General features: G+C 69.2%; 21 protein-coding genes and 1 pseudogene. 13 read left to right on the top strand and 9 right to left on the bottom strand.

Translation table 11 applies throughout. The annotated features are described in order from the left end of the window. The first annotated feature begins 39 nt into the window (after positions 1-39). From FV217_RS15035 to FV217_RS15025, 3 genes are all read left to right on the top strand, one after another. A complete protein-coding gene (locus FV217_RS15035) occupies positions 40-2343 on the top strand; it encodes a TonB-dependent receptor (RefSeq protein ID WP_147817989.1) in 2304 nt (767 codons plus the stop codon). 121 nt (positions 2344-2464) lie between these two features. Continuing rightward, positions 2465-5488, top strand: a complete 3024-nt coding sequence (locus FV217_RS15030; RefSeq protein WP_147817988.1) for a transglycosylase domain-containing protein — start codon at positions 2465-2467, stop codon at positions 5486-5488. A gap of 85 nt (positions 5489-5573) precedes the next feature. Continuing rightward, a complete protein-coding gene (locus FV217_RS15025) occupies positions 5574-6590 on the top strand; it encodes a hypothetical protein (protein ID WP_147817995.1) in 1017 nt (338 codons plus the stop codon). Positions 6591-6624: 34 nt separating this feature from the next. On the opposite strand, the gene FV217_RS15020 is transcribed toward FV217_RS15025, so the two are convergent. Next, positions 6625-7185, bottom strand: a complete 561-nt coding sequence (locus tag FV217_RS15020) for a hypothetical protein (protein ID WP_147817987.1) — start codon at positions 7183-7185, stop codon at positions 6625-6627. A gap of 31 nt (positions 7186-7216) precedes the next feature. Then, complete coding sequence (locus FV217_RS15015) at positions 7217-7438, bottom strand: hypothetical protein (RefSeq protein WP_147817986.1); 222 nt, start codon at positions 7436-7438, stop codon at positions 7217-7219. Between the two features lie 309 nt (positions 7439-7747). On the opposite strand from FV217_RS15015, the gene FV217_RS15010 reads away from it, so the two are divergent. Beyond that, on the top strand, positions 7748-7996 hold the full coding sequence (locus FV217_RS15010) for a hypothetical protein (RefSeq protein ID WP_147817985.1): 249 nt from the start codon (positions 7748-7750) through the stop codon (positions 7994-7996). Positions 7997-8318: 322 nt separating this feature from the next. Beyond that, positions 8319-8651: a hypothetical protein gene (locus FV217_RS15005; protein ID WP_147817984.1), complete on the top strand. Its 333-nt coding sequence runs from the start codon at positions 8319-8321 to the stop codon at positions 8649-8651. A 5-nt stretch (positions 8652-8656) separates the two neighbouring features. Here FV217_RS15005 and FV217_RS15000 read toward each other — a convergent pair whose 3' ends face one another. The 3 genes from FV217_RS15000 to FV217_RS14990 form a co-directional block, all read right to left on the bottom strand. Further along, positions 8657-9337, bottom strand: a complete 681-nt coding sequence (locus FV217_RS15000; RefSeq protein ID WP_147817983.1) for a hemolysin III family protein — start codon at positions 9335-9337, stop codon at positions 8657-8659. A gap of 252 nt (positions 9338-9589) precedes the next feature. Beyond that, complete coding sequence (locus tag FV217_RS14995) at positions 9590-10612, bottom strand: glycosyltransferase family 61 protein (protein WP_147817982.1); 1023 nt, start codon at positions 10610-10612, stop codon at positions 9590-9592. A 32-nt stretch (positions 10613-10644) separates the two neighbouring features. Beyond that, positions 10645-11790, bottom strand: a complete 1146-nt coding sequence (locus FV217_RS14990; RefSeq protein ID WP_147817981.1) for a COX15/CtaA family protein — start codon at positions 11788-11790, stop codon at positions 10645-10647. Positions 11791-11984: 194 nt separating this feature from the next. Between FV217_RS14990 and FV217_RS14985 the strand changes: the two genes are divergently transcribed. Both FV217_RS14985 and FV217_RS14980 read left to right on the top strand, forming a co-directional pair. Beyond that, the gene (locus FV217_RS14985) at positions 11985-12197 is read left to right on the top strand and encodes a DUF2842 domain-containing protein (RefSeq protein ID WP_147817980.1); all 213 of its coding nucleotides are present in this window, start codon (positions 11985-11987) and stop codon (positions 12195-12197) included. 77 nt (positions 12198-12274) lie between these two features. Further along, the gene (locus FV217_RS14980) at positions 12275-12673 is read left to right on the top strand and encodes a hypothetical protein (RefSeq protein ID WP_147817979.1); all 399 of its coding nucleotides are present in this window, start codon (positions 12275-12277) and stop codon (positions 12671-12673) included. A gap of 7 nt (positions 12674-12680) precedes the next feature. Here the strand turns inward: FV217_RS14980 and FV217_RS14975 are convergent, their stop codons facing one another. Then, complete coding sequence (locus FV217_RS14975) at positions 12681-13751, bottom strand: polysaccharide deacetylase family protein (protein ID WP_147817978.1); 1071 nt, start codon at positions 13749-13751, stop codon at positions 12681-12683. A gap of 193 nt (positions 13752-13944) precedes the next feature. Between FV217_RS14975 and FV217_RS14970 the strand changes: the two genes are divergently transcribed. Continuing rightward, on the top strand, positions 13945-15153 hold the full coding sequence (locus FV217_RS14970; RefSeq protein WP_147817977.1) for a GNAT family N-acetyltransferase: 1209 nt from the start codon (positions 13945-13947) through the stop codon (positions 15151-15153). A 4-nt stretch (positions 15154-15157) separates the two neighbouring features. On the opposite strand, the gene FV217_RS14965 is transcribed toward FV217_RS14970, so the two are convergent. Further along, positions 15158-17467, bottom strand: a complete 2310-nt coding sequence (locus tag FV217_RS14965; RefSeq protein WP_147817976.1) for a GumC family protein — start codon at positions 17465-17467, stop codon at positions 15158-15160. A gap of 186 nt (positions 17468-17653) precedes the next feature. Between FV217_RS14965 and FV217_RS14960 the strand changes: the two genes are divergently transcribed. From FV217_RS14960 to FV217_RS22935, 3 genes are all read left to right on the top strand, one after another. Further along, the gene (locus tag FV217_RS14960; RefSeq protein ID WP_147817975.1) at positions 17654-18226 is read left to right on the top strand and encodes a polysaccharide biosynthesis/export family protein; all 573 of its coding nucleotides are present in this window, start codon (positions 17654-17656) and stop codon (positions 18224-18226) included. An 83-nt stretch (positions 18227-18309) separates the two neighbouring features. Continuing rightward, on the top strand, positions 18310-18702 hold the full coding sequence (locus FV217_RS14955; protein ID WP_147817974.1) for an acyl-CoA thioesterase: 393 nt from the start codon (positions 18310-18312) through the stop codon (positions 18700-18702). A 151-nt stretch (positions 18703-18853) separates the two neighbouring features. Further along, positions 18854-19027, top strand: coding sequence for a hypothetical protein (locus tag FV217_RS22935; RefSeq protein WP_187272578.1), 174 nt, complete (start codon positions 18854-18856; stop codon positions 19025-19027). Between the two features lie 385 nt (positions 19028-19412). Here FV217_RS22935 and FV217_RS14950 read toward each other — a convergent pair whose 3' ends face one another. Further along, positions 19413-19658: a hypothetical protein gene (locus tag FV217_RS14950; protein ID WP_147817973.1), complete on the bottom strand. Its 246-nt coding sequence runs from the start codon at positions 19656-19658 to the stop codon at positions 19413-19415. 249 nt (positions 19659-19907) lie between these two features. On the opposite strand from FV217_RS14950, the gene FV217_RS22930 reads away from it, so the two are divergent. Then, complete coding sequence (locus tag FV217_RS22930) at positions 19908-20048, top strand: hypothetical protein (RefSeq protein ID WP_187272577.1); 141 nt, start codon at positions 19908-19910, stop codon at positions 20046-20048. A gap of 31 nt (positions 20049-20079) precedes the next feature. On the opposite strand, the gene FV217_RS14945 is transcribed toward FV217_RS22930, so the two are convergent. Further along, positions 20080-20316: a hypothetical protein gene (locus FV217_RS14945; protein ID WP_147817972.1), complete on the bottom strand. Its 237-nt coding sequence runs from the start codon at positions 20314-20316 to the stop codon at positions 20080-20082. Between the two features lie 540 nt (positions 20317-20856). Here FV217_RS14945 and FV217_RS14940 point away from each other — a divergent pair. Then, positions 20857-21326: pseudogene (locus FV217_RS14940) on the top strand (hypothetical protein); the annotation flags it as partial.

Here is a 21326-nt window from a genome sequence, read left to right as displayed (position 1 = left end):
TTGCGCACTTGCGCACCTCCCGATCAGACGAGCTTTTTCATGCGTGTTTCCCGTTCGCCGAGGGCTTGGCCCCGTGCGCTGTCGCTCGCCCTTCCGTTCGCCTGTCTCGCTGTCGGCCAGCCCGCTAAAGCTGAAGAGGCCGGCGAGGTGACCCTCGAAGAGGTCTCCGTCACCGGCGAGGGCCGCGGCTTCGGCGTCTCGTCTCCGGCAGGCTCCGCCTCGCCCGTCATCGAAAACCCGGTCGGCCAGATCGTGACGGCGGTCGGCCGCGACGGCGCCATCGCCAATCGCCCCGCCACCAGCATCGGCTCGGTTCTGCTCGACAGCCCCGGCGTCACCGTGCGCCAGGGCAACGGCGGCCGCGACGTCACGATTTCAATCCGCGGCAACAACGCCCGCTCCACCGGCGTGACCAAGAACACCGTGGTGCTTGAGGACGGCTTCGTGCTGACCCAGCCGGACGGCGCCTCGCGCTTCGATCTGGTCGACCCGCGCGCCTATTCCCGCATCGACGTCTTCCGCGGCCCGCAATCGGCGTTGTTCGGCAATTACGCCACCGGCGGCGCACTGGCTTTCCGGACCCGCACGGGGCGCGAGATCGACGGCTACGAGATCGGCACGGATGCGGGCAGCTACGGCTACCTATCGAACTACTTCACCGTCGGCGCCGCCAGCGGGCCGGTCGAGATCAGCCTGTTCGCCAGCGACGTGCGCGGCAACGGCTATCAGGAGCACAGCTCCTACGACACGCAGACGATCAATCTGTTGGCGAGCTACACGCCGACGCCCGACAACCGTTTCACCCTGAAGGTGATCGACAACGAGCTGCACGCGGACATTCCGGCGCGCTCGTCCCTCGACCAGTACCGCATCAATCCGTTTCAGCGGGGCTGCGCTTCGGCGGCGACGGCCGCCGCGGGCTGCACGACCTACAATTTTCCGATCAACGGAGCCTTCGGCCCCACCGCGGCGGTCACCGCCGCCCAGGTCGGGCTGGAGCGCAAGGACCGGCGCACCATCGTCGCCGGGCGCTGGGAGCACGATGTCGACGCTCAGACGACGTGGCGCATGCAGGTCGGCTACGACGAGCGCAACTACAATCAGCCGTTCTTCACCAGTTCCGGCCGGGGCAGCATCCCGTCGGTCAACATGCTGAGCGACATCACGCACCGCTCCGAGGTCTTCGGGCTCCCGGCGCTGAGCTATGCGGCGATCAGCTTCAACGCCCTCGACGCGCATGCCACCACCTTCAACCTCGCCCCCGCCGCCGGCCCGCGCCTCGGCGCGCTCATCGGCGACCAGTTCTCGCAGCAATCGAACCTCGGCGGTCGCGCCCGCACGGAGGTGACATTCTCGGAAGCCTGGACCGGCGTCGTCGGCATCAGTGCCGAGAACACCTGGATCACCGGGCGAAACCTCGCCTACGCCTATTCGGCCGCGGGCACGACGCGCACGCTGTCGACCGCGGACCGCAGCTTCCTCAACGTCGCGCCGGAACTCGCCCTGGTCTGGCGGCCGAGCGCGGACCTCGCCATCCGCGGACGCGTCGCCACCGGCTACACCACCCCCGGCGCCGGCAACCTGTTCGTCACCTCCGCCGGCATCCCGGGCAACAACACCGACCTGAAAACCCAGGAGAATCTCGGCTTCGACCTCGGCACCGACTGGAGCCCGGTCGCGGGCCTGCGCTTCAGCCTCACCGGCTTCTACGAGTTCTTCCGCAACGAGCTACTGTCGCAATCCCCCGGCGCGGGGCTGCTCAGCTACACCTTCAACGCCCCGGCCTCCGAGCATCGCGGCATCGAGGCGGGCGCGGTTTACGCCTTCGCCGAGGGCTGGCGCGGCACGCTCGCCTACACTTTCGACGATCAGATCTACACGGACTACGTCGAGCAGCTCAGCGCCGGCACCCGCACCTCCCGCTTCGACCGGGCCGGCAACGCCATCCCCGGCGTGCCCGCCCACCAGCTCCTCGCCCGCATCGGCTACGACGTCCCGAGCGGGCCGCTCGCCGGGCTCGGCGCCTTCGCCGAGACGGTGGTGCAGGACGGCTACTTCCTCGACAACGCCAACCTGCTGAAGGTGCCGGGCTTCGCGATTGTGAACGTCAACGTCCACTATTCCAGCCTGCTGCCGGACTGGTACGCAAAAAGGATCGACCTCTACGGCGAGGTCCGCAACGTCTTCGACACGACCTACGTCGCCTCGGCCAACCCGCTGGCCAACTCGATCGGCGCGGCGACCGGCCTGCAGAATGGAGCCGCCGTGCTCGCGGCGACGACGGGCTCGGTCTATGCGGGCGCGCCGCGGAGTTTCGTGGCGGGGATGAAGCTGAGCTTCTGAGCGGGGGAGGGGACAACTCCTCCATCATAAATCAGCCGCGTTGTGCAGCGCGTATTCAGACGCCCGGGCGTAGGAAGTTCCTCGCCCGTCGTCGCGTTCCTGCACCGGTGCCCGCCGCCCGATGAACCCCATCCTGATCAAGCTGTTCGCGACCGCGCTGACCCTCAGCCAGGTCACGACGCGGCCGGACGCGGTCAAGACGCAGTTCGATCCCGCGACCGAGGGCGACCAGGTCGTGCAGATCCTGCGCGACGGCTGCGCCCACATGCGGAAAAGCTTCGACATCGAGGACATCAACCTCGACGAACTCATCAGCACGGCGATGGAGGACCCGACCACCGTCGCCGGAGACAGCGCACCCAAAATCCTGCACGGGCTCGATCTGGCCGAGCTGAACACGAGCTACAAGCAGTTCTGCAAGGGCGAGAACCCGGCCAAGTCGCCGTTCGAGGCGCGGGCGGTGATCGAGTTCTACAACAACGCGGTCAAGGACCTGCCCACGGCCGAAGCGCTGCGGGACACCAAGCTGCCCGGCGCGAGCATCATCCTCGACGCCGCCGGCAAACCCTATTCCGAGGCCTTCGAGGCGAACGGGCGCCGGCGCGTGGTGCCGATCGCAGAGGTGCCGGAGATGGTGCAGAAGGCCTTCGTCGCGGCGGAGGACAAGCGCTTCTACCAGCACAAGGGCATCGACGAGCGCGGCGTGATCCGCGCCTTCATCGGCAACCTCGCCTCGCCCGGCCGCCCGGCCGGCGGCTCGACCATCACGCAGCAGGTGGTCAAGAACCTGTCGGTGGGCGACGACGTCACCTACGAGCGCAAGATCCGCGAGATGATCGTCGCGGCGCGGCTGGAGCAAATCCAGACCAAGCCGCAGATCTTGGGACTCTACCTCAACGGGATCTATCTCGGCCGCGGCGCTTACGGCATCGAGATGGCGGCGCGCAGCTGGTTCGGGAAATCGGTCGGCACGCTCACGGTGCCCGAGGCGGCCCTCCTCGCCGGCCTGCCCAAGGGCCCGAACTACTACAGCCCCGACAAATACCCCGACCGCGCCCGCGAGCGCCGCGGCTACGTCCTCTCCCGGATGAAGGAGGACGGGGTCATCACCGAGGAGCAGCTGGCCGAGGCGCAGAAGAGCGATCTCGGCACGAAGCCCGTCGAGACGGCGCGACGCGATTCCGGCTTCTACTTCGTCGAGCATCTCGGCCGCGAGGCGCGGACCTTCGCCGGCCTCGAATCCCTGACCAGCGCCTCCTACACCGTGCGTTCCACCGTCAATGCCGGCCTGCAGACCGCGACCGAGGCCGCGCTTCAGGACGGGCTCGCCGCCTACGAGCGCGGCACCGGCCGCCTGTTCTACGACGGGCCGGAGCTGAGCCTCGCCGAGGCCGTGAAGAAGCTCGAGGCCGCGCCGCCGACCGCGGAAGCCGCCCTGCTGCCTGCACCGGCGCCGGTGCCCGAGGCGAAGCCGGCTCCCGGCAGGAGGGCCGCGCTCAAGCAGCCGCCGGTCCCGAAACCGGCCGGTCCCAAGCCCGCCTGGCAGCGTGCGCTCGAGGCGGCGCGGCCGATGCTCTACGACGTGCACTGGCCGCTGGCGGTGGTGCTCTCCACAGGGAAAGCCGGCACCAAGGTCGGCCTCGCGGACGGGCGCGTCGCGAGCCTCGATGCCGGTGCGGCCCGCGGGCGGCTGCAGCTCTACGACGCCGTGCGGGTGAAGCTGACCGATCCCGCCTCCCGCACGCCGCGCGCGCAGCTGCGCATCCGCCCGGCCGTGCAGGGCGCCGCGATCGTGCTGGAGAACCGTACCGGCAAGATTCTGGCGATGACCGGCGGCTTCTCCTACCCGCTGAGCCAGCTCAACCGGGTGACGCAGACCGTGCGCCAACCCGGCTCGACCCTGAAGCCGTTGACCTATCTCGCCGCGCTCAATGCCGGCCTTCAGCCCAACACCCTGGTGATGGACTCACCCGTCACCCTGCCGCCGATCGGCGGGGCAGGGGATTCCTGGTCACCCAAGAACTACGACGGCGGCGGCTCCGGCCCGACGACGCTGCGGCGCGGGCTCGAGTTCTCCAAGAACCTCGTCACCGCCCGCCTGCTGCAGGGCGGCATCGCGGAGAAGGCGCCGGCCAGCCTCAAGCGGGTCTGCGACATCGCGCTCGAAGCCCAGCTCTACGCCGAGTGCGAGAACTACTACCCGTTCGTGCTCGGCGCGCAGCCGGTGCGGATGATCGACCTCGCGAGCTTCTACGCGGCCATCGCCAACGAGGGCGGCCGCCCGAGCGCCTACGCGCTGGAATCGGTGGAGCAGGACGGCAAGGCGGTCTTCACCCGGCCGGAGAAGCCGCCGGTGCGGATCGGCTCGGCCGACCGCATCGCCTTCTACCAGCTCAAGACCATGCTGCAGGGCGTGACCCAGCACGGCACCGCGGCTGCGCTCTCGGGCATCTCGGCCTACGTCGCCGGCAAGACCGGCACCTCGGAGAACGAGAACGACGCCTGGTTCGCGGGCTTCAGCAACGAGATCACCGTGGTGGTCTGGGTCGGCTACGACAACGCCGACGGCATCCGCAAGACGCTCGGCCGCGGCCAGACCGGCGGCCACGTCTCGGTGCCGGTCGCCAAGGCGATCTTCCAGGCCGCCTGGGCCAACGGGGTGCCGCGCACGGCCCTGGCCCCGCCGTCCCCCGAGGCCGCGAGCCAGATCGCCGACATCTCGATCGATCCGCGCAGCGGCCAGCGCATCGCCGGCGGCGGCTTTCTGGAACATTTCCGCCGGAAGAACGGCCAGGTCGCGGACACCCAGTTCAACCTCGTCCCGCGCGAGACGATGTACGCCATGCGGCCCGATTCAGAGGATGGCGACTTCGGCAATTCCGAGAACGGCGCGGACGTGGCCGGCGACGATGCCGGCAACCGGGCCGGCCGTGCCGGCGACGACCTGCTCGATCCGTTCGGCGGCGAGGAGCGCGACCCCTACGCCGCGCGGCGCACGCAGCGCTACGACCCCTACCCGAACTGGCCCGGCCGCAGCCGCTACGGACAGGCGCAGCCCTCGCCGTTCGGGGATGACGGCGAAGCCGTCCAGCGCCCGCGCCGTCGCGACCCGGACTATCTGTTCGGCGAAGACCCGCGCTACTGACGCCGACGCCGAACCGTACTTCTTCACAGCTCGAGGATCCGACGTGCTGAAACCGCTTTCGGCGACCCTTCTCGTCGCCCTCGTGATGACGGAGCCCGCCGCGGCCCAGGACGGCGTCAAGCTGCAGCCGCCTGCCGCGACGGCCGCCAACGTGAAGGATGTCGCGAGCCTGGAGCCGGCGGACGTCGCCACGCTCAAGCCCGGCACGATCCTGTTCACGGACTACCGGGAAAAGGCCTCGGCCAATCCCGAGAGCGGGCTCGTCGCCTATGCCGACTGGCTCAAGACCCGGCCGGCCGAGGCGGCAGCGCTCTCGCCCTATCCCGGTTATGTCGAGCCCGACTACAGCGTGACCCTCAACGGCGTCACGAAGCAGCGCCACGAGACCCTGAAGGTCTACGTGGCCGAGGGCCGTTTCGTAGTCCCCAAGCCCCCGGGCGCCATCGACCTGTCGCGCTACGCGACCCTCGATTTCGTCTCGAAGATGGACGGCGCGATCCGGCACAAGGCGCTGAGCCCGGCGGAGGTGACGCCGACCAAGGACCCGCTCGCCGCCTTCGCCAAGCGCCCCGACCGGCCCTGGTGCGAGGCCGCGAACACGGTCTGCCTGGAATCGCGCTACGACCTCGAAGGCAAGCTGCCGCTCGGGGTGAAGCTCGCCAACAAGCTCGAACTCGGCTCAACCAAGAAGGTCGCCGAATTCGTCTCGTTCCAGAGCGAGCTGCGGCTGCTGTCGCCCGGGGAGGCGGCGGGACTTGGCACGCTCACGCGGATCGACACGCCGGTGGCGGGCGGCCTCGAACAGACGATCTTCTGGGTCAACCAGATCCTGCGCTTCGGCAAGTTCCTGGCCGTGGTGCAGCCGGCCCCGAACGATCCGGGCAAGTCGGTGATCACCACCTACATGGCGCTCGCGGTGAAAGCGGACGTTCTCGACCGCAAGCAGGAATATGCCCGCGTGCCGGTGCTGAAGAACCTGCTGCCGGTCCAGGTGCTGATGGGTAATTCGTCGTTCAACACCGGCACCTCGATCAGCGCCGGTCTGCCGACCTACGCGCGCAACCGGCTGAGCGCCTTCGCCGAGGCGGTGGCGAAGAACTGAACCGTGACGGGGACGATCGCGGCAGCCCCGTCGATCAATCCTTCGCGGACGGATCCGGCTCGGCCACACGGCGCAGGCGGCCGTTGCGCTTTTCGTAGCGGAAGATCGAGGTGAGCGCTTCGGTCGTCGCGCCGTCGTCCGGCGGCGCTGCCGGCGGGGCGATGTCGGCGCGGCCGGCCCGGGCGACGACGCCGAGCGCGATCTCCCGGTCGCGACGAAGAGCGGCGATCAGGGCCGGCGCCATCCGCGCGACGAGGGAGGTTCCATCGCCGAACGCGATCTCGACGGAAACCGGGGCGGTCCCCGCCGGCGCGAAGCCTTCCTCGATCACGCCGAGCCCGGCCCGCACGGTCGAGACCGCGAGACGGGCCGGCATCGGGAGACGGGCGGCGGCCGGCAGGACGTTGCGCACGGTATCGAGAAAGCTCGGAAGGCGCTGCGAAGCCGCGCTCCTGGGCGCATCGTCGTCGCGCGGCGTCAGCCGGGCGATGGCCTCGACGCCGCGCATCTCGCCGTTCGACAGGGTCAGCAGGCCGCGCAGATAGGAGCCGGTCCCGGCACCGCCCGTGCCCTCCTCGATCGGAAACACGCTCATCCGGTGCTCCGTTCGAGCCGCGCCGCGGCGCTCAGTTGCCGCGATTCACGATCGACGGGATTGAGGGCTGCGTGAACTGGCGGTTCACGTCGGGGCGAGTCTGGGTGCCGTTGGTGTCGCTCGACCTGCGATAGTTGTCCATGTTGAAGCTCTCGGCCAGGCCGCTGCCGCTGGGGCCGGAACCCGAGCTGCTGCAGCCGGCGAGCGTGCAGACCGAGAGCGCGGCGGCAACGGCGAGGAAGGTCAGGCGCATCGGTGGATTCCCGTTAACAAGTTCTGCAGGTCGCTGGCCGTCATGCCGGTGCCGTGCAAGGGTGAGCCTTGGATTTGCGGTCCGGCGAACCCGATTGCACCGGCATTGACGTGCGGCCCCGAGCGGCTCCGGTCAAGCAACCCTCTATCATCCCCTAACGCTTTCGCTTGGATCTGATGTCGGGCGGACACTGCGGGATTACCACGCCGCACGGAAGACGGCCCCAGAGGCCATGACACCACGGCAATCGTGTGGAGGAAGCCGGCCTACGGATGGCGCAACCGGGGCGAATTCGCGAAGAATCTGCCCATGAGCAACGTCGTCCCCTTCCGCCGTCCCGCGCCGACCGCCCTGCGCGCCCGCTGCGACGTGGTCTCGGTCGCCGACGACCTGTTCGCGGCCCTCGACGGCGTCGAGGATCTGGCCCAGCGCGCCGCGCTGATGGGCCGGCCGACCGTCGAGGTGGAACGGACCGTCCAGAATCTGCTCGACGCCGTCAGCGCTCTCGAACGCGCACTTGACTGCCTCGGCGAGGGCAGCGAAGCCGCGCCGGCCTGACCTTCTAGCCCCTCAGAACGGTATCCGATCCGAGGTCTCTTCTTGCCGCGCTTCCGTCCGACCGAACGGTATCCTACTTGGCCGGAAAACGCTCTGACGCCGACGCGCTCGTCCGGACGGCTGTTTTTATCCTCCCCGGCTCGTGCGGGGATACGCGGCAGACCGTCGGCACGTGTCCGCGATTGGTTTCGTCCATACCCTGCCGCAATGGTCATACGCAGTCCGACGGCTTGCCAAACAATCTTGCCGATCCGTAATACGAATCGCAAGTAAGCGGCGGATGAAATGCTGCCGACCTCGCCGGGACAGGAGTCATCTGGCCATGACGACATCATCGGTATCGAACGAATCCTTCGAAACGGACCAAAATCTGCTTGAAAATCACTTTCCCATTTGCGACGACTCAGGTGAAGTGGGTCGCTCCATGCGGGTTCTCGAACGTCTTGCGCTGACACTCGGCGTGCCCGTCGCGATCTTCTTCGAGGAGAGCTCCCCTTCCGCGCCGCCGGACGCGGCATCCGCCGAGGAGATCGCCGACCTGACCCGTGCGTTTCTCGCGATCAGCGATCCGACCCTGCGCCGATATTGCCGCGACATCGTCCGGGCAGCGGGCGCCGAGGGGGTATCCGGCGGCCAGATCCTCGAATCGGCCTGACCGGATCAGTTGCCGGCAGCCATCACGCTCGTGATGACCGTGCCGTAATGGCAGGCTGCGGCCGCCAGCACGAAGCTGTGCCAGATCGCGTTCTGGAAGGGCAGGCTCCGCCAGACGTGGAAGACCACGCCGAAGGAATAGAGCAGGCCACCGATGGCCAGCATCCACATCGCCGCTGGCGAGAGGCCGGCGATGGTCGACTCGTAGGCGAGCACGCCGCTCCATCCGAGCATGAGGTAGAGCGCGATCGAGACGCGATCCCAGCGGCCCGGCATCAGCAGCTTGAGCGCGATGCCGATCGCGGCGATCGTCCAGATCACGGCCAGCAGGCCCCAGGCGACGGGCCCGCTTCCGACCAGGACGACGAGCGGCGTGTAGGTGCCAGCGATCATCAGGTAGATCAGGGCATGGTCGAACCGGCGCAGGATCCACTTGCGGCGCGAGACCGGCCACATGTTGTAGGCGGCAGAAATACCGAGCATCGAGACGAGGGCCGCGGCGTAGATCAGGACCGAGGCCCGCTCCATCCAGCCGAGATGGGCGAAGGTTGCCGTCGCCACGAGCGCGACGGCCCCGGCGATGCCGAGCGCAACCCCGATGAGATGCACGGCCCCGTCCGCGAGAAGCTCCTCGCGGGTGTAGTGCCAGGTCAGCGCGAGCGGCCTTCCATCTTCCGCCAGGAACATCCGCGGCTCCTCATCGATCGTTGGACAATAAGTCTTGGGCTGCCAAAGTCGTTCCATGGCGGAAATACCGAGATCCACTCTTGGCCGGCAAAACTCGAACGCGTAGTCACCTCAAGACATTTGTGCGGCGCGGCAAGAACCAATGCAGTCTAGTGCACCGCGAGACTTGAGCCTGATCAGTGTCCATTTCTGAAGCACGATCGTTGCCGATCCTGCATGGACCGTGCCGCCCGCATGTCCCGAAGCGGGATGTCAGGGTCCGCGCCGACGGAACGGTCTCAGCGCCCGGCGCCTCATCTCGGCGAGAACGCCTGCGTCGTCCGGTTCGTCGCGATCGAGCCACTCGGCCCGCCGCAGGAGCGCTTCGGCCACGCCGCGCGGGTCGGCCACCGTCCAGGCCACCTGCCAGCCGGGGGCCTCCTCGTAGAGGGTGCCGTGCGGGTGGTAATACCGGGCCTGCGCCCCGTTCACGCGGTCGAGCAGGGCGAAGTTGGCGTTGACGGCGATCTGCCAGTTCAGGCCGACGAGGCGGCGGCCCGGCGCCGCGAAGGCCGAGGTGTGGAAGGCCGAGCCGAGCGTTCCCATCACGATCTGCCGTCCGCTCAGCAGGCGCACCTGTTCGGCGAAGCCGAGCGTCTCGGGAAACGCGATCTCGACGCCGCGGCGCTCCAGTTCCGCGACGATCGCCTCCTCGTTAGTCACATGCGCCACCCCCGCGCGCAGCCGCGTCTTCGACAGGTAGAGCGGCCGCGTCACGGCATCGACCGCCACGTCCCGCCAGAGCGGCCGGCCGATCGTGCGGCAAAGCTCGGCGAACACCGCGTGCACCGCCGCCTGTTCGCGCAGGGCCGGCTCGGGCACCACGACGTCGCGCACGGTCTGCGGCCTGTCGAACGACACGACGTCCGCCGTGTCTATCCCGAGCTGGCACAGGATCGCACGAAGGAAGGCCAGCTCCTCCAAGGCCTGCCGAGGGCCGGAGACATGGCAGAGGATCCGGGGCAGGGGGCCCTGCCAGGAGACCAGGGGCCAGAGCCGCGGCAGGGTGTTGATCAGGAAATGCCCGTAATGCGTCGCGAGCGGCCCGACATAGAGGAACGGACCGTCATCAGCCGCCTCTCGCGGAGCAGGCTCGGCGCCGGGAAAGAGGCCCCACGGCGCCTCGGCCGACCACGGCCGATAGGTCGCCTCGGGCAGATGCTGCCGGGCGGGATCCTCCGCGATCCAGTCGGCCGTACCCCAGAGGCTGCTGCAGCGAAAGAATCTGCTAGCCATCGCAGCGGCTTGGCCGATCCGGCGGCCGCGCCTCAGGCACCGCGGCCGGCCAGCTGCTCGAAGCCGAACGGCACCGTCGGGGCCTGGATCGTCGTAGCCGCCCCGGCCGAGCCACGGCTGAGCCGGGCATGGGCGGTTGCCATGGTCAGCACCGCCATCGCGAAGACCTGATGCGCCAGCGCCGCCCAGAGCGGGACGGCCAGCAGCAGCGTGGCGATGCCGAGCCCCATCTGGCCGAGCGTCAGCACGGCCACGCCGGTGGCGCGCCGCGCCGCGCCGCTCCCCGGATCGCTCAACCTTGCGTCGAGCGCATGGAGCAGCGCCACGAGAACCAAGCAATACGCGACGAGCCTATGGTTGAACTGCACCAGCGTGACGTTGTCGACGAAGTTCTCGATCCAGGGCGTCGCCGCGAACAGGCCGTCGAACGGCGGCACGAGATCGCCGTTCATCGTCGGCCAGGTGTTGTAGGCGAGCCCCGCATGGGAGCCGGCGACGAGACCGCCGAGCCCGATCTGGACGAGTACCAGCAGCATGACGACGACGGCACCCGCACGGATGCGGGCCGGGGCGGGGGTCAGCGCGCCCTCGCGGGTGCCCGCCGCGAGCCAGACCAGGCCGGCGAGGATCACGCTCGCGGTGGTCAGGTGCAGGGCGAGCTTCAGCGGCGCCACCGCCGTCATGCCGGGCTGCAGCCCCGAGGCGACCATGATCCAGCCGATCGCCCCCTGGAACGCGCCGACGACGCCGAGCGCCACGAGGCCGAGACCGAGGCGCCGGTCGAGGGCGCCGCGCGCCCAGAACACGATCAGCGGCAGGAAGAACGCGAGCCCGAGCAGCCGTCCGAGCAGCCGGTGTCCCCATTCCCACCAATAGAGCGTCTTGAAGGAGTCGATCCCCATGCCCTCGTTGAGGATGCGGTATTGCGGCGTGCCGCGGTATTTTTCGAACTCCATCGCCCAGTCGGCGGCCGAGAGCGGAGGGACCGCGCCGGTGACCGGCCGCCATTCGGTGATCGACAGGCCCGAGCCCGTCAGCCGGGTCGCACCACCCAGCGCCACCATCACCACGACGAGGAAAGCCAGCAGGTAGAGCCAGATCCGTACCGCGCGGCGGTACGGGCGAACCGCGGCCTTCGGAGGAAGCGTCCCGGCGGGCAGGGCAGGGGAGGACGGCATGCGGGCTCGGCGGCGGCGTTCGGATCGAGGCGCACCGGAGGATCCGGCGCATCGCGGTGCTTTAGGCCGGGCGGGGGCCACCGGGCAACGCCGGTCGCCGCCGCAGGGACATCGCGTCCGTTGCAAGCCGGGGATGGGCGGCTTACGCGTGGCCTCCACATCGAGCCTTCGAGACCTCGCCTTCGGACACCCTCATGCGCCGCCGTACCCGCTCCCTGGTCGGGACCTTCGCGATCCTGGCCTTCGTGATCGTCTACGCGCCGCTGGCGATGGCGCTCGCCGACAGTCGCATCGCCGAGACGCCGGCCCTGGTGCAGACGCTGCTCTACTCGATCCTCGGCATCGCCTGGATCTTCCCGCTGATGCCGCTGATCCGCTGGATGGAGCGCCCGGACGATCCTGCCTGATCCTCCTTTTTTCGCCGCACTCCCCCCGCAGAAGGCCGCGATCCTCGCTCGCAACGCCGCGGAGCCGACTGCGCCCGATGCCACGCCTGCCCACATCGACGATCCGCGTTCTCAGCGCCGCCGGCCTTCTGTCGCTGCTGGCTTCCGCCGCCTGTGCCCAGGGCACGCCCCGCTCGGTCGGGGAATGCGAACGGCTGAAGAACGATCTCGCCTATAACCAGTGCCTCGCGATGTTCGGCCCGGCGGCCAAGAACGTCGCCGGCGGCGATGGATCCGGCGGCGGCGGCAGTCCCGTGATCGTGCCGCCGCCCACGCCGTCGGCCATCGCAGGCATGCCGGCGCTGGAGGAGCCCGTGATCGACGAGAGCCCGCGCCGCGGCCGGCGCGGCCGCTACGTGAGGTCCGGCGGACGCCAGAGCGCGAGCTTCGACGTGGGCGGATCGAGCCACAGCCGGCGGCATCGCCGCCGTCGCTAGAGCCACGTCAGGCGACGTTGAGGCGGCGGCCGCGGTTCCAGGCCAGGAACGGCACGCCGGAGATCAGGCTCGCGAGCGCGGCTTCGGTCTGGTGTAGGCCGTTCACCGAGACCCGCGGCAGCGCCTGCAGATGCCCCGCATGCCCGGCGAAAAGATGGCCCGGCCGCGTCGTCACGGCGGTCGCGAAGCCGAGGCCTTCGGCGATGGCGAATTCGCGCCGGCCGGCGGAGGCCGGATCGCCGACGGGATAGGAGAGGTGGCGGATCTCGCGGCCGAGTTCCGTGGCGATCCGCGTGCGGCTTCCGGCGATCTCAAGCCGGGCGACGTCCAGTTCGTGCTTCGCGAGCATCGGGTGGCTCAGCGTATGCGCGCCGATCGTCACCGCCGGGTCGGCGGCGAGGGCGCGCAGCGCGTGCCAGGACAGGCAGAGCTCCTCGGCGATCCGGCCCGGTGCGAATCCGGCTTCGGTGCATAGCCCGGCGATCACCGAGAGCAGCCGCGCCTCCGGCCCCGCACGCAGGATGCGGTAGACGGCCTCGAACGCCGCCGACTTCTCCTCCGCGTCCCGCGCCGGCAGGTCGAGGGCGATTGCGCCCGTGTCGCCGGCCGTCAGCCGCACGCGGTCGAGCCGCGCGACGGCGCGTTCCAGCTCGATCCACCACAGGCGTCCGCGTCCCTCCGCGAAATCGCTGGTGACGAACAGCGTCCAGGGTGCGCGGTGGCGGGCGAGCACGGGCGCTGCGAACTCGACGTTGTCGCGATAGCCGTCGTCGAAGGTCAGGACGGCGAACGGCGCCCTGGCATCGCGGGCGCTTAGACGGTCCGGCACGGCGTCGAGGCCGATCAGGTCGAAGCCGCGCGCCTTCAGCAGCGTGAGCGTCCGGTCGAGGAAGTCCGGCGTGATCGCGAGCAGCCCGTTCGGCGCATAGGCCGCCGGCGGCTCCGGGCGGACGTGGTGGAAGGTCAGGATGAGGCCGCGGCCGCGGGCGGCCGGCGCGAGCCAACGGTCGGCCCCGGTCAGGGCGACGGCGGAGAAGGCCGCCCTGAACAGCCGATGGCGGTTGCACGACGACAGCATCGATGAGCCCCGCAGACGGATGCGTCCGAAGGCGAGGATAGCGGCCGAGGGAAAAAGCTTTCGTTACCCATCCGCCGAGATCGTCAGCGGCGGCGAAGCACGGGCCGGGTCTCCTCAATCGGCGGTTCAGGTCTCGCAGGCTATTCCCGATCCGAACGGGAGCGGCGTCTGGCCGGCGGTTCGAGGCGGGTCGATGGCGAGTCTCGCACAGGATCTCACGGGTGCGGACATGATCCGTGACCGCATGCGCGGACAGCTGAAGGTCGAGGTGTTTCGCGATCTCGCGAGCGCCGAAACCCTCTGGCGCGGCCTGGAAACCGCGCCGGACGCGGTGGCGACGCCCTATCAGCGCTTCGACTGGGTCGCGGCCTACGTCGCCGGGACGCAGGCGGCGGAGTCCCTGCGGATCATGGTGCTGCGCGATGCGGCCGGCCGGCCGCTGGCGCTGCTGCCGCTGCAGGTCTCGCGGATGCGCGGGCTCGCGGTCGCCCGCGTGATCGGGGCCAAGCACGCGAACTACCACATGCCGCTCTACGCCTCGCGCCAGGCGGCGGGGCTGTCGGCCGAGGAACTTGAGGCCGCGCTCGTGCGCGCCGGACGCGCGGCGGGCATCGACGCCTACGCGCTCGATCACCAGCCCCGCTTCTGGGACGGCATCGCCAACCCGCTCGGCGCCGGGGGCAGGCCCTGCGCCAGCGACGCCTACGGCCTGATGCTCGGCCCGGACCCGGAGGCGACCGTGAAGCGCGCCTTCAGCGCCGACGCCCGCAAGAAGCTGCGCGCCAAGGAGCGCAAGCTCGTCGAAGCGCATGGGCCGGTCGCTTACGGCACCGCCACGACGCCCGATTCCATCGCGGCGATTCTCAAGGCGTTCCACGCGCAGAAACGCACCCGCTTCGCCACGATGGGCATCGCGGACCCCTACGCGGACGAAGGCGTGCGGCGCTTCATTGCCGATGCTACGAGCCTTAAAGCCACGGCCGGCGGCGACGCCCGTCCGGCCATCGAACTTCACGCCCTGAGCGCGACGAAGACCGGCCGGATTCTCGCGACCTTCGGCGGCGCGGTGAACGGCGACCGCTTCAGCGGGATGTGGACTTCGTTCGACTCCGATCCCGAGATCGGCCGCTTCAGCCCCGGCGACCTGCTGCTGCATCACCTGGTCGGCCAGCAGACCGGCGCCGGCCGCCGGGCCTTCGACCTCGGCGTGGGCGAGGCACGCTACAAGGCCAGCATCTGCGACGAGACGATCGAACTCGTGGAGGTGCTGATCCCGGTGACCCTGCGCGGGCACCTCTTCACCCTCGCGGCGAATGCGGCCTCGGGCCTGAAGCGCCGGATCAAGCGCTCGCCGCGGCTGTGGCGGGCGGCGACCCGCCTGCGCGCGATGCGGCGGGCCTGATCGTTCAGGCCGAGAGGCGAAGCTGCATCTCCGGCTCCGCCGCCGGATCGCGGGCGACGAGCACCTGACCGGCGCCGGCCTCGGTGGCGAGGGCGTAGAGCGCAACGAGCCCGGAATCGTCCGGCTCGGCATCGGAGGCGATGACCACCGAATCCATGCAGGCCGACAGCGCCGTGAGCAGGTCGTCGGACGGCTCGCCCGTGATCGCGAGGCGGCAGATCACCCAGTCATAGGCCTGCGCCATGGCGTTGAGGCCGATCGCGAGGCCATGCGGCTCGTCGAGCAGGACGGCGCGGTCGGCGAGGCCCGCACCGATGACGTGGTGGCGCGAGCCGGCGACCGGATGGATCACGTCGAGGAACGCGGCCTCGCCAGCGACGAGATCGGTCAGGCCGGGAGCGCCGCGGTCGGTGGCCTTGCCGCTCACGTCGACTCTGAGCGTCGGCGCCTGGGCGGCGAGCACGCGGACGAGGCCGGCGGCGAGACCGTCGGTCCCGGCGGCATGGTCCGTCGTCTCGACCACGAGCACGCAGCGTCCGCCCTGGCCGGCCACCGTCCCGAGCCGGTCGATCAGGGCCTGGAGCGCGAAGCGGTCGTCCTCGTGAGCAAGGGGGCCGGGTTCCGCCTTCGGCGTGGCGTCGGCCGTGGCGGGCATGCGGGAGCTACCGCTGTCGGCAACGAGCCGCGGCAGGGTCGCATTCGCGGTGACCATCGTCTCGAAGCCGGCATAGGCCGGCGCGAAATGAGCCGGCGCGAAGTGGGGCGGCTCGCGCAGCGGCGGCTGCTCGGGCGGCAGCGGCTCCGGATAGTCGATGCGCTCGGCCAGGGGCTCCATGCGCGCGGAGGGCACAGGCTCGGACCGGTCGGCGCCGTCGCGGCGGTCGAGCGGCTCCGGCGTCGCCAGCAGATGGCGGCCGAGGATTGCGGCGACGGACAACATGAAGGCCAGCGCCGTACTGAACCCGACGACCGGGACCTTCTTCGGGAAGGAGGGAAGCTCGGGCACCATGGCCCGCGAGACGATGCGCGCGTCGGCGGGCGTGGCGCTCTCGGCATCGCGCGCCGAGGCCTCGCGGTAGCGCGAGAGATAGGATTCGAGCTGCTCGCGCTGGACCTTGGCCTCGCGTTCCATGGCGCGGAGCTGGATCTCGCTGGAATTGTCCTTGGCGACCACGTCGCTCTGGCCCTGGACCGTCGCCTGCAGGCTGTCGACGCGGGCGCTGGCGATCTTGGCGTCGTTCTCCAGGGTGCGCACGATGCGCTCGGCGGCAGCCTTGATCTGCTTGTCGAGGTCGTCGACCTGCGCCGTCAGCTCCTTGATCCGCGGATGTGCCGGCAGCAGCGTGCGCAGCTCCAGCGCGAGCTGCGCACGCAGAGTCATGCGGCTCTCGACCGTGCGGCGGATCAGGTCGTTGTTGGCGACGTCGGGGATCTCGAAGGCGCGGCCCTCCTTGATCATCTCCTTGAGGATCTTCACCCGGCCGGACAGGTCGGCCTTGACGGTGCGGGCCTGACTGAGCTGGCTCGACAGCTCGCCGAGCTGCTGGCCGCCCAGGGAGGAGCCGGCGGCGCCGGACCCGATCAGTCCGTGCTTGACGCGGTAGGCGTCGACCTTCGCCTCGGCCTCGGCGACGCGGGCGCGCAGACCGTCGATGTTGGTGCCGAGCCAGGTCGAGGCGTAGCGGGCCGTGTCGACCTTCGCGGCTTCCAGCGAGGCGATGTAGAGTTCGGAGATCGTGTTGGCAGCCTTGGCGGCGAGTTCGGGATCGCCCGCTCGGAACTCGACCTGCAGGATGCGCGACTTGCCGGCTGGATAGACCAACAGCCGCTCGAAATAGGTCTCGAGGACGCGGTCCTCGGGCTTGGCGTCGAGGCTGGACCTGCCGAGGCCGGCCATCATCAGGAGGCTGCGGACCAGGCCGGCCTCGCCGACCGTCGTATCGAATTCGGGATTGCCGACGAGGTTCAGCCGGCGGACCGCCTCGCGGGCGAGGTCGCGGGACATCACGACCTGGACCTGGCTCGCCACCGCCTGCTCGTCGATCGGCTGCGCCGGCTCGCCGCGCTCGGTCGTGGTGCGGGCGAAGGACGGGTCGCGGCTCTCGAGAAGGATCTTGGCCTCGGCCGTGTAGCGGGGCGCGACCACCTGCACGAACACGCCGGCGCCGACCGCGACCAGCAGCGTCGGAATCAGGATCCAGGCCCACGCCCGCCGGAGAAGCGGAAACACCTGCGACAGCGTCAGCCCGTCCCGCGCAGATGGCGGGTACGACAGCTGCGGCGAGGGGTCGATGGTCGAGGTGCGGCGAGGCATGGCAATCGTCTTTACGCGAAGCAAGACTTCGGCAGGCTGATGGGCCTTCTCCACCAGTAAGACCGGCCATGGTTTATTGACGGTTAAAGTACGGTTCCGCGCTTGTGTGCGGATGCAGGACGTCAGCTTTCCTTAACCATATCGACGTACAGCGAGGTCGGTCACTTCATTACGACGGCGTGTTTCATGAACCGGCGTGCTCTCATCCTGGCACTCTCGTCGACGTTGGCGCTCGGGGGCTGCCTGCGTCCGAACTTCCGCACGAACGAGCTCGATGCCACCGGCACCGGCTCGATCGCGGCGCGCTACACGTTGTCGGCGGGCGACAAGCTGCGCATCATCGTGTTCGGCCAGGACAACCTCTCGAACATCTACGCCGTGGACGGGGCGGGCCGCGTGGCCATGCCGCTGATCGGCACCATTCAGGTGGGCGGGCAGACCACGGCGCAGGCGGCGAAGGCCATCGAAAGCAAGCTCTCCAACGGATTCCTGCGCGAGCCGCACGTCACGGTGGAGATCGACGCCTACCGGCCGTTCTACATCCTCGGCGAGGTCACGACCTCGGGCCAGTACCAGTACGTCAACGGCATGACCGTCGAGACGGCCGTGGCCATCGCCGCCGGCTTCGGGCCTCGGGCGGCGCGCGACTACGCGGTGCTGACGCGCGAGGGCCAGGGCGGTCTCGTCAACGGCATCGTGCCGATGAGCTACGCCGTGCGGCCCGGCGACACCATCGTCATCAAGGAGCGCTTCTTCTAAGAGCGCACGACCGCCTTCGAACTGGACCCCACCGAGCGCGCGGCGCATAGTCGTCCGCAATCGCGAATCGGGGGAAAGCTCAGATGGATGAGGCGGTTGCGGAGGCCGAACCGAAAGGCGAGCTGACCGTGCGGACCATCGCCATGCCCGCCGACACGAACGCCAACGGCGACATCTTCGGCGGCTGGGTCATGTCGCAGATGGACCAGGCCGGCGGCATTGCCGGGGTCGACCGGGCCCAGGGCCGAGTCGTCACGGTCGCCGTCGACGCGATGACCTTCATCCGCCCCGTGCGTGTCGGCGACGTGCTCTGCGTCTACACGCAGATCAGCCGCGTCGGCCGCACCTCCATGACCATCGCGGTCGAGGCCTGGGCCCGCCGCTTCCGCACGCAGGTCCGCGAAAAGGTCACCGCGGCCACCTTCATCTTCGTCTCCATAGACGACGAGGGCAGGCCGAGGCCGATCGCGACGTAGGTCCACTGCTCGTCGGCGCGCAAAGGTGTGCGGCCTGAAGACGTCGCGAGAGACGCGCCGGACCGCTCATCGTAACGATGCCGCATCGCGACGCGGTTGACGCTCGGCCCATGACCGAGGCCCTGTCGCGCCTTCACGGCACGAGAGCATCATGAATCCGTTTCAGGCAATCAAGAAGGCCTATGCCGCGCTGTGCGGCAGCCTCTCGGACACGAGCGACAGGCTCGGAAGGCAAAACGCGGATCGGCTGAAGCGGCTCGACGCGTACAACGCGCGGTACGGCAAGACGACGACAAAGAACGGGACGGGCAGCGATCGGCATTGAGGCGGCCCCCGGCGGTCCGCCTGTCCATCGGCAAGGGTCCGTCGACCGTTGAGGGTCGGTCATACCGTTTCTGGTTGATTGAAGCGGTTGCCGTCCCTGTCCTCGCCCCCTGGACGAGGGGGACCGCGCGCAGCGCGGTGGAGTGGGCAGCACCGGACCTATGCCGGCAATACCGCGCCCCCTCCGTCCGCTTCACGGCCACCTCCCCCAAAGGGGGGGGAGGGCCCTGCCGCATACCGATCCGATCGAACGAAAACGGTATCAGACCCATACCTACGGCCGGTTGGCTTCGAGTATCCTGCACTCACCCGTTGGCACGCGCGAACGCGCACTGCTGCTCGTGCGGCGGATGCCTTCGACCGATCTCGGTCCAAGGCCGCTGGCATCAGTGCTTGACGAGGCTTTCGACGCTCTCGTTCGGGCCGATCCTGCCGGCGAAGCGGGCGAGCTTGCTCAGGCTCTGTTCGGTGAGGCCGCCGGCATTGGCGAAGGTGGCCAGCGCCATGCTCACCAGGAATTCGGCCTCGGCCTGGGTCATGGCCCGGCCGCTCAAGGTGCTGGCCGCGCCCTTCACCGCCATGACCGATTGACGAAACGCCTCGTCGCTCTTGAGCTCTTCAAGTCGCTTCATCGTCCTCCCCGCCCGCGCTCGCCCGTCGGCGTTTGCCGTGGCCCATGCCGGCGAAATGCGCAACGGGGTAAGGCTGTTCCCCCAAAGCAACGGTCGCGTCGATATGGGGTGATGGCGGGCGGCCGTAGGCCCCGACAGCTGTCGTCGCCACGGACTCGACGCAAACCGCCGGTATCGCCGCCGGACTGCCTCGAGTGTTTCGAGACAAACGGGAGCGGGCCGGCGAGAACGGCCCAGGATTCTGTCGTCATGTATCCTGTCGTCGCCGTGCTGCTCCTGATGGTGTTGGTCGCGATCATCGGAAGCCTTCCGACGACCGGCCCCTGGGGCTTTGCCGCGATCGCGATCATCGTGGCGGCCCTCGTCGTGCCGTGGACGCAGGCCGAATAGGCGCGGTACCTCGCAGCGAGCCGCGACGACGCTACTCGGCATCTTCCATCGTCAGGGTCAGGCGCGAGCGCATGACGAAGGCGCCGGCCTCGTCACGCACCGCGGCCACGAAGTCCTCGCGGTCGAGATCGGCGGAAAGGTCCCGGACGATCGTCGTCATGATGCGCAGGAGCTTGTGCCGCACGGCGTCGATATCGGGCAGGTCGAACCCCTCTGTATCGCGCACATGCTCGGTTCCGGTGTGAAGGTCGATGAAGTAGCGCGGCACTGGCTCGAGCTCATGTGGGAATTGTACCCACGATCATATTACGTACGTAATCGATGAGGACGTGACAAGATCGCGCATCCCACTGAAAAACGCGAGTCCTCGCCATGACGGTTTTTGGCGGTTTTTCAGTCGATCCGCCTCGCATGAAGCAGATCGGGACGATGTCGGACCATTCCGTCGAGCAGGATTCGCCCTACAGCGGGAACTCGGTCTGTCGAAGGACGCGCCGCGGGCCGGCTAGACGTAGCAACAACTACATGTTGCAGAACAGGAACACGATCGCGGGCACAAAGTCCACGCCATCGACCGTCGTACTCCGCGACACCTCCGGGCGAATGTCGCTGTTCCCAATGGGGCAAGACTAGGCTTCCTGGAATGCGGCACGATGCATACCGTGATCAGGCCGGGGAGCATGAAATCCGCGCCACCTTGCGGCCCCGGAACGGGGTCCGAAAGCAACGGTGCGCAGAGCCCCGAAGTGGCTTCCGGTCGCGGCGGGAAAGCGCCAAGCTGGCCTTCGCGAAAACCACCGAGAACCCCATGCTGGTCGACCGATCGCTCAAGGCCGCCGCCTCGGGTCTGTTCCTGGCCATCGGGCTCGCCTGCACGCCGGCACGCGCCGAGATCCAGGTCCAGGCTGCGAAGATCACCGCAGGCGAACTCTGGGTGCTCGGGTCGGCGGACGAGCCCGACATCGAGATCACCCTCGACGGCGGTTTCGCGCGGCGCACCGACGGCAAGGGGCAGTTCGAGTTCCGGATCATCCATCACCCCGCGACCTGCATCGTCACCCTGCGCACCGAGCGCCAGGAACGCCGCGCCGTCGTCGCCGAATGCGGCCAGCAGGGCCCTCCGGGGCTGCCCGGGCCGATCGGCGCGACGGTCACCTCGATCATACCGGGGCCACCCGGCATGCCAGGACCGAGCGGGGAGGCGGGTCCGCCGGGGCCTGCCGGAGAGCCGGGAACACCAGGTCCGGCGGGGGAGGCCGGCCCGGCGGGACCGCAGGG

This window comes from Methylobacterium sp. WL9 (assembly GCF_008040035.1).
Lineage (GTDB): Bacteria > Pseudomonadota > Alphaproteobacteria > Rhizobiales > Beijerinckiaceae > Methylobacterium > Methylobacterium thuringiense.
This window is presented reverse-complemented; position numbering and strand designations above follow the sequence as displayed.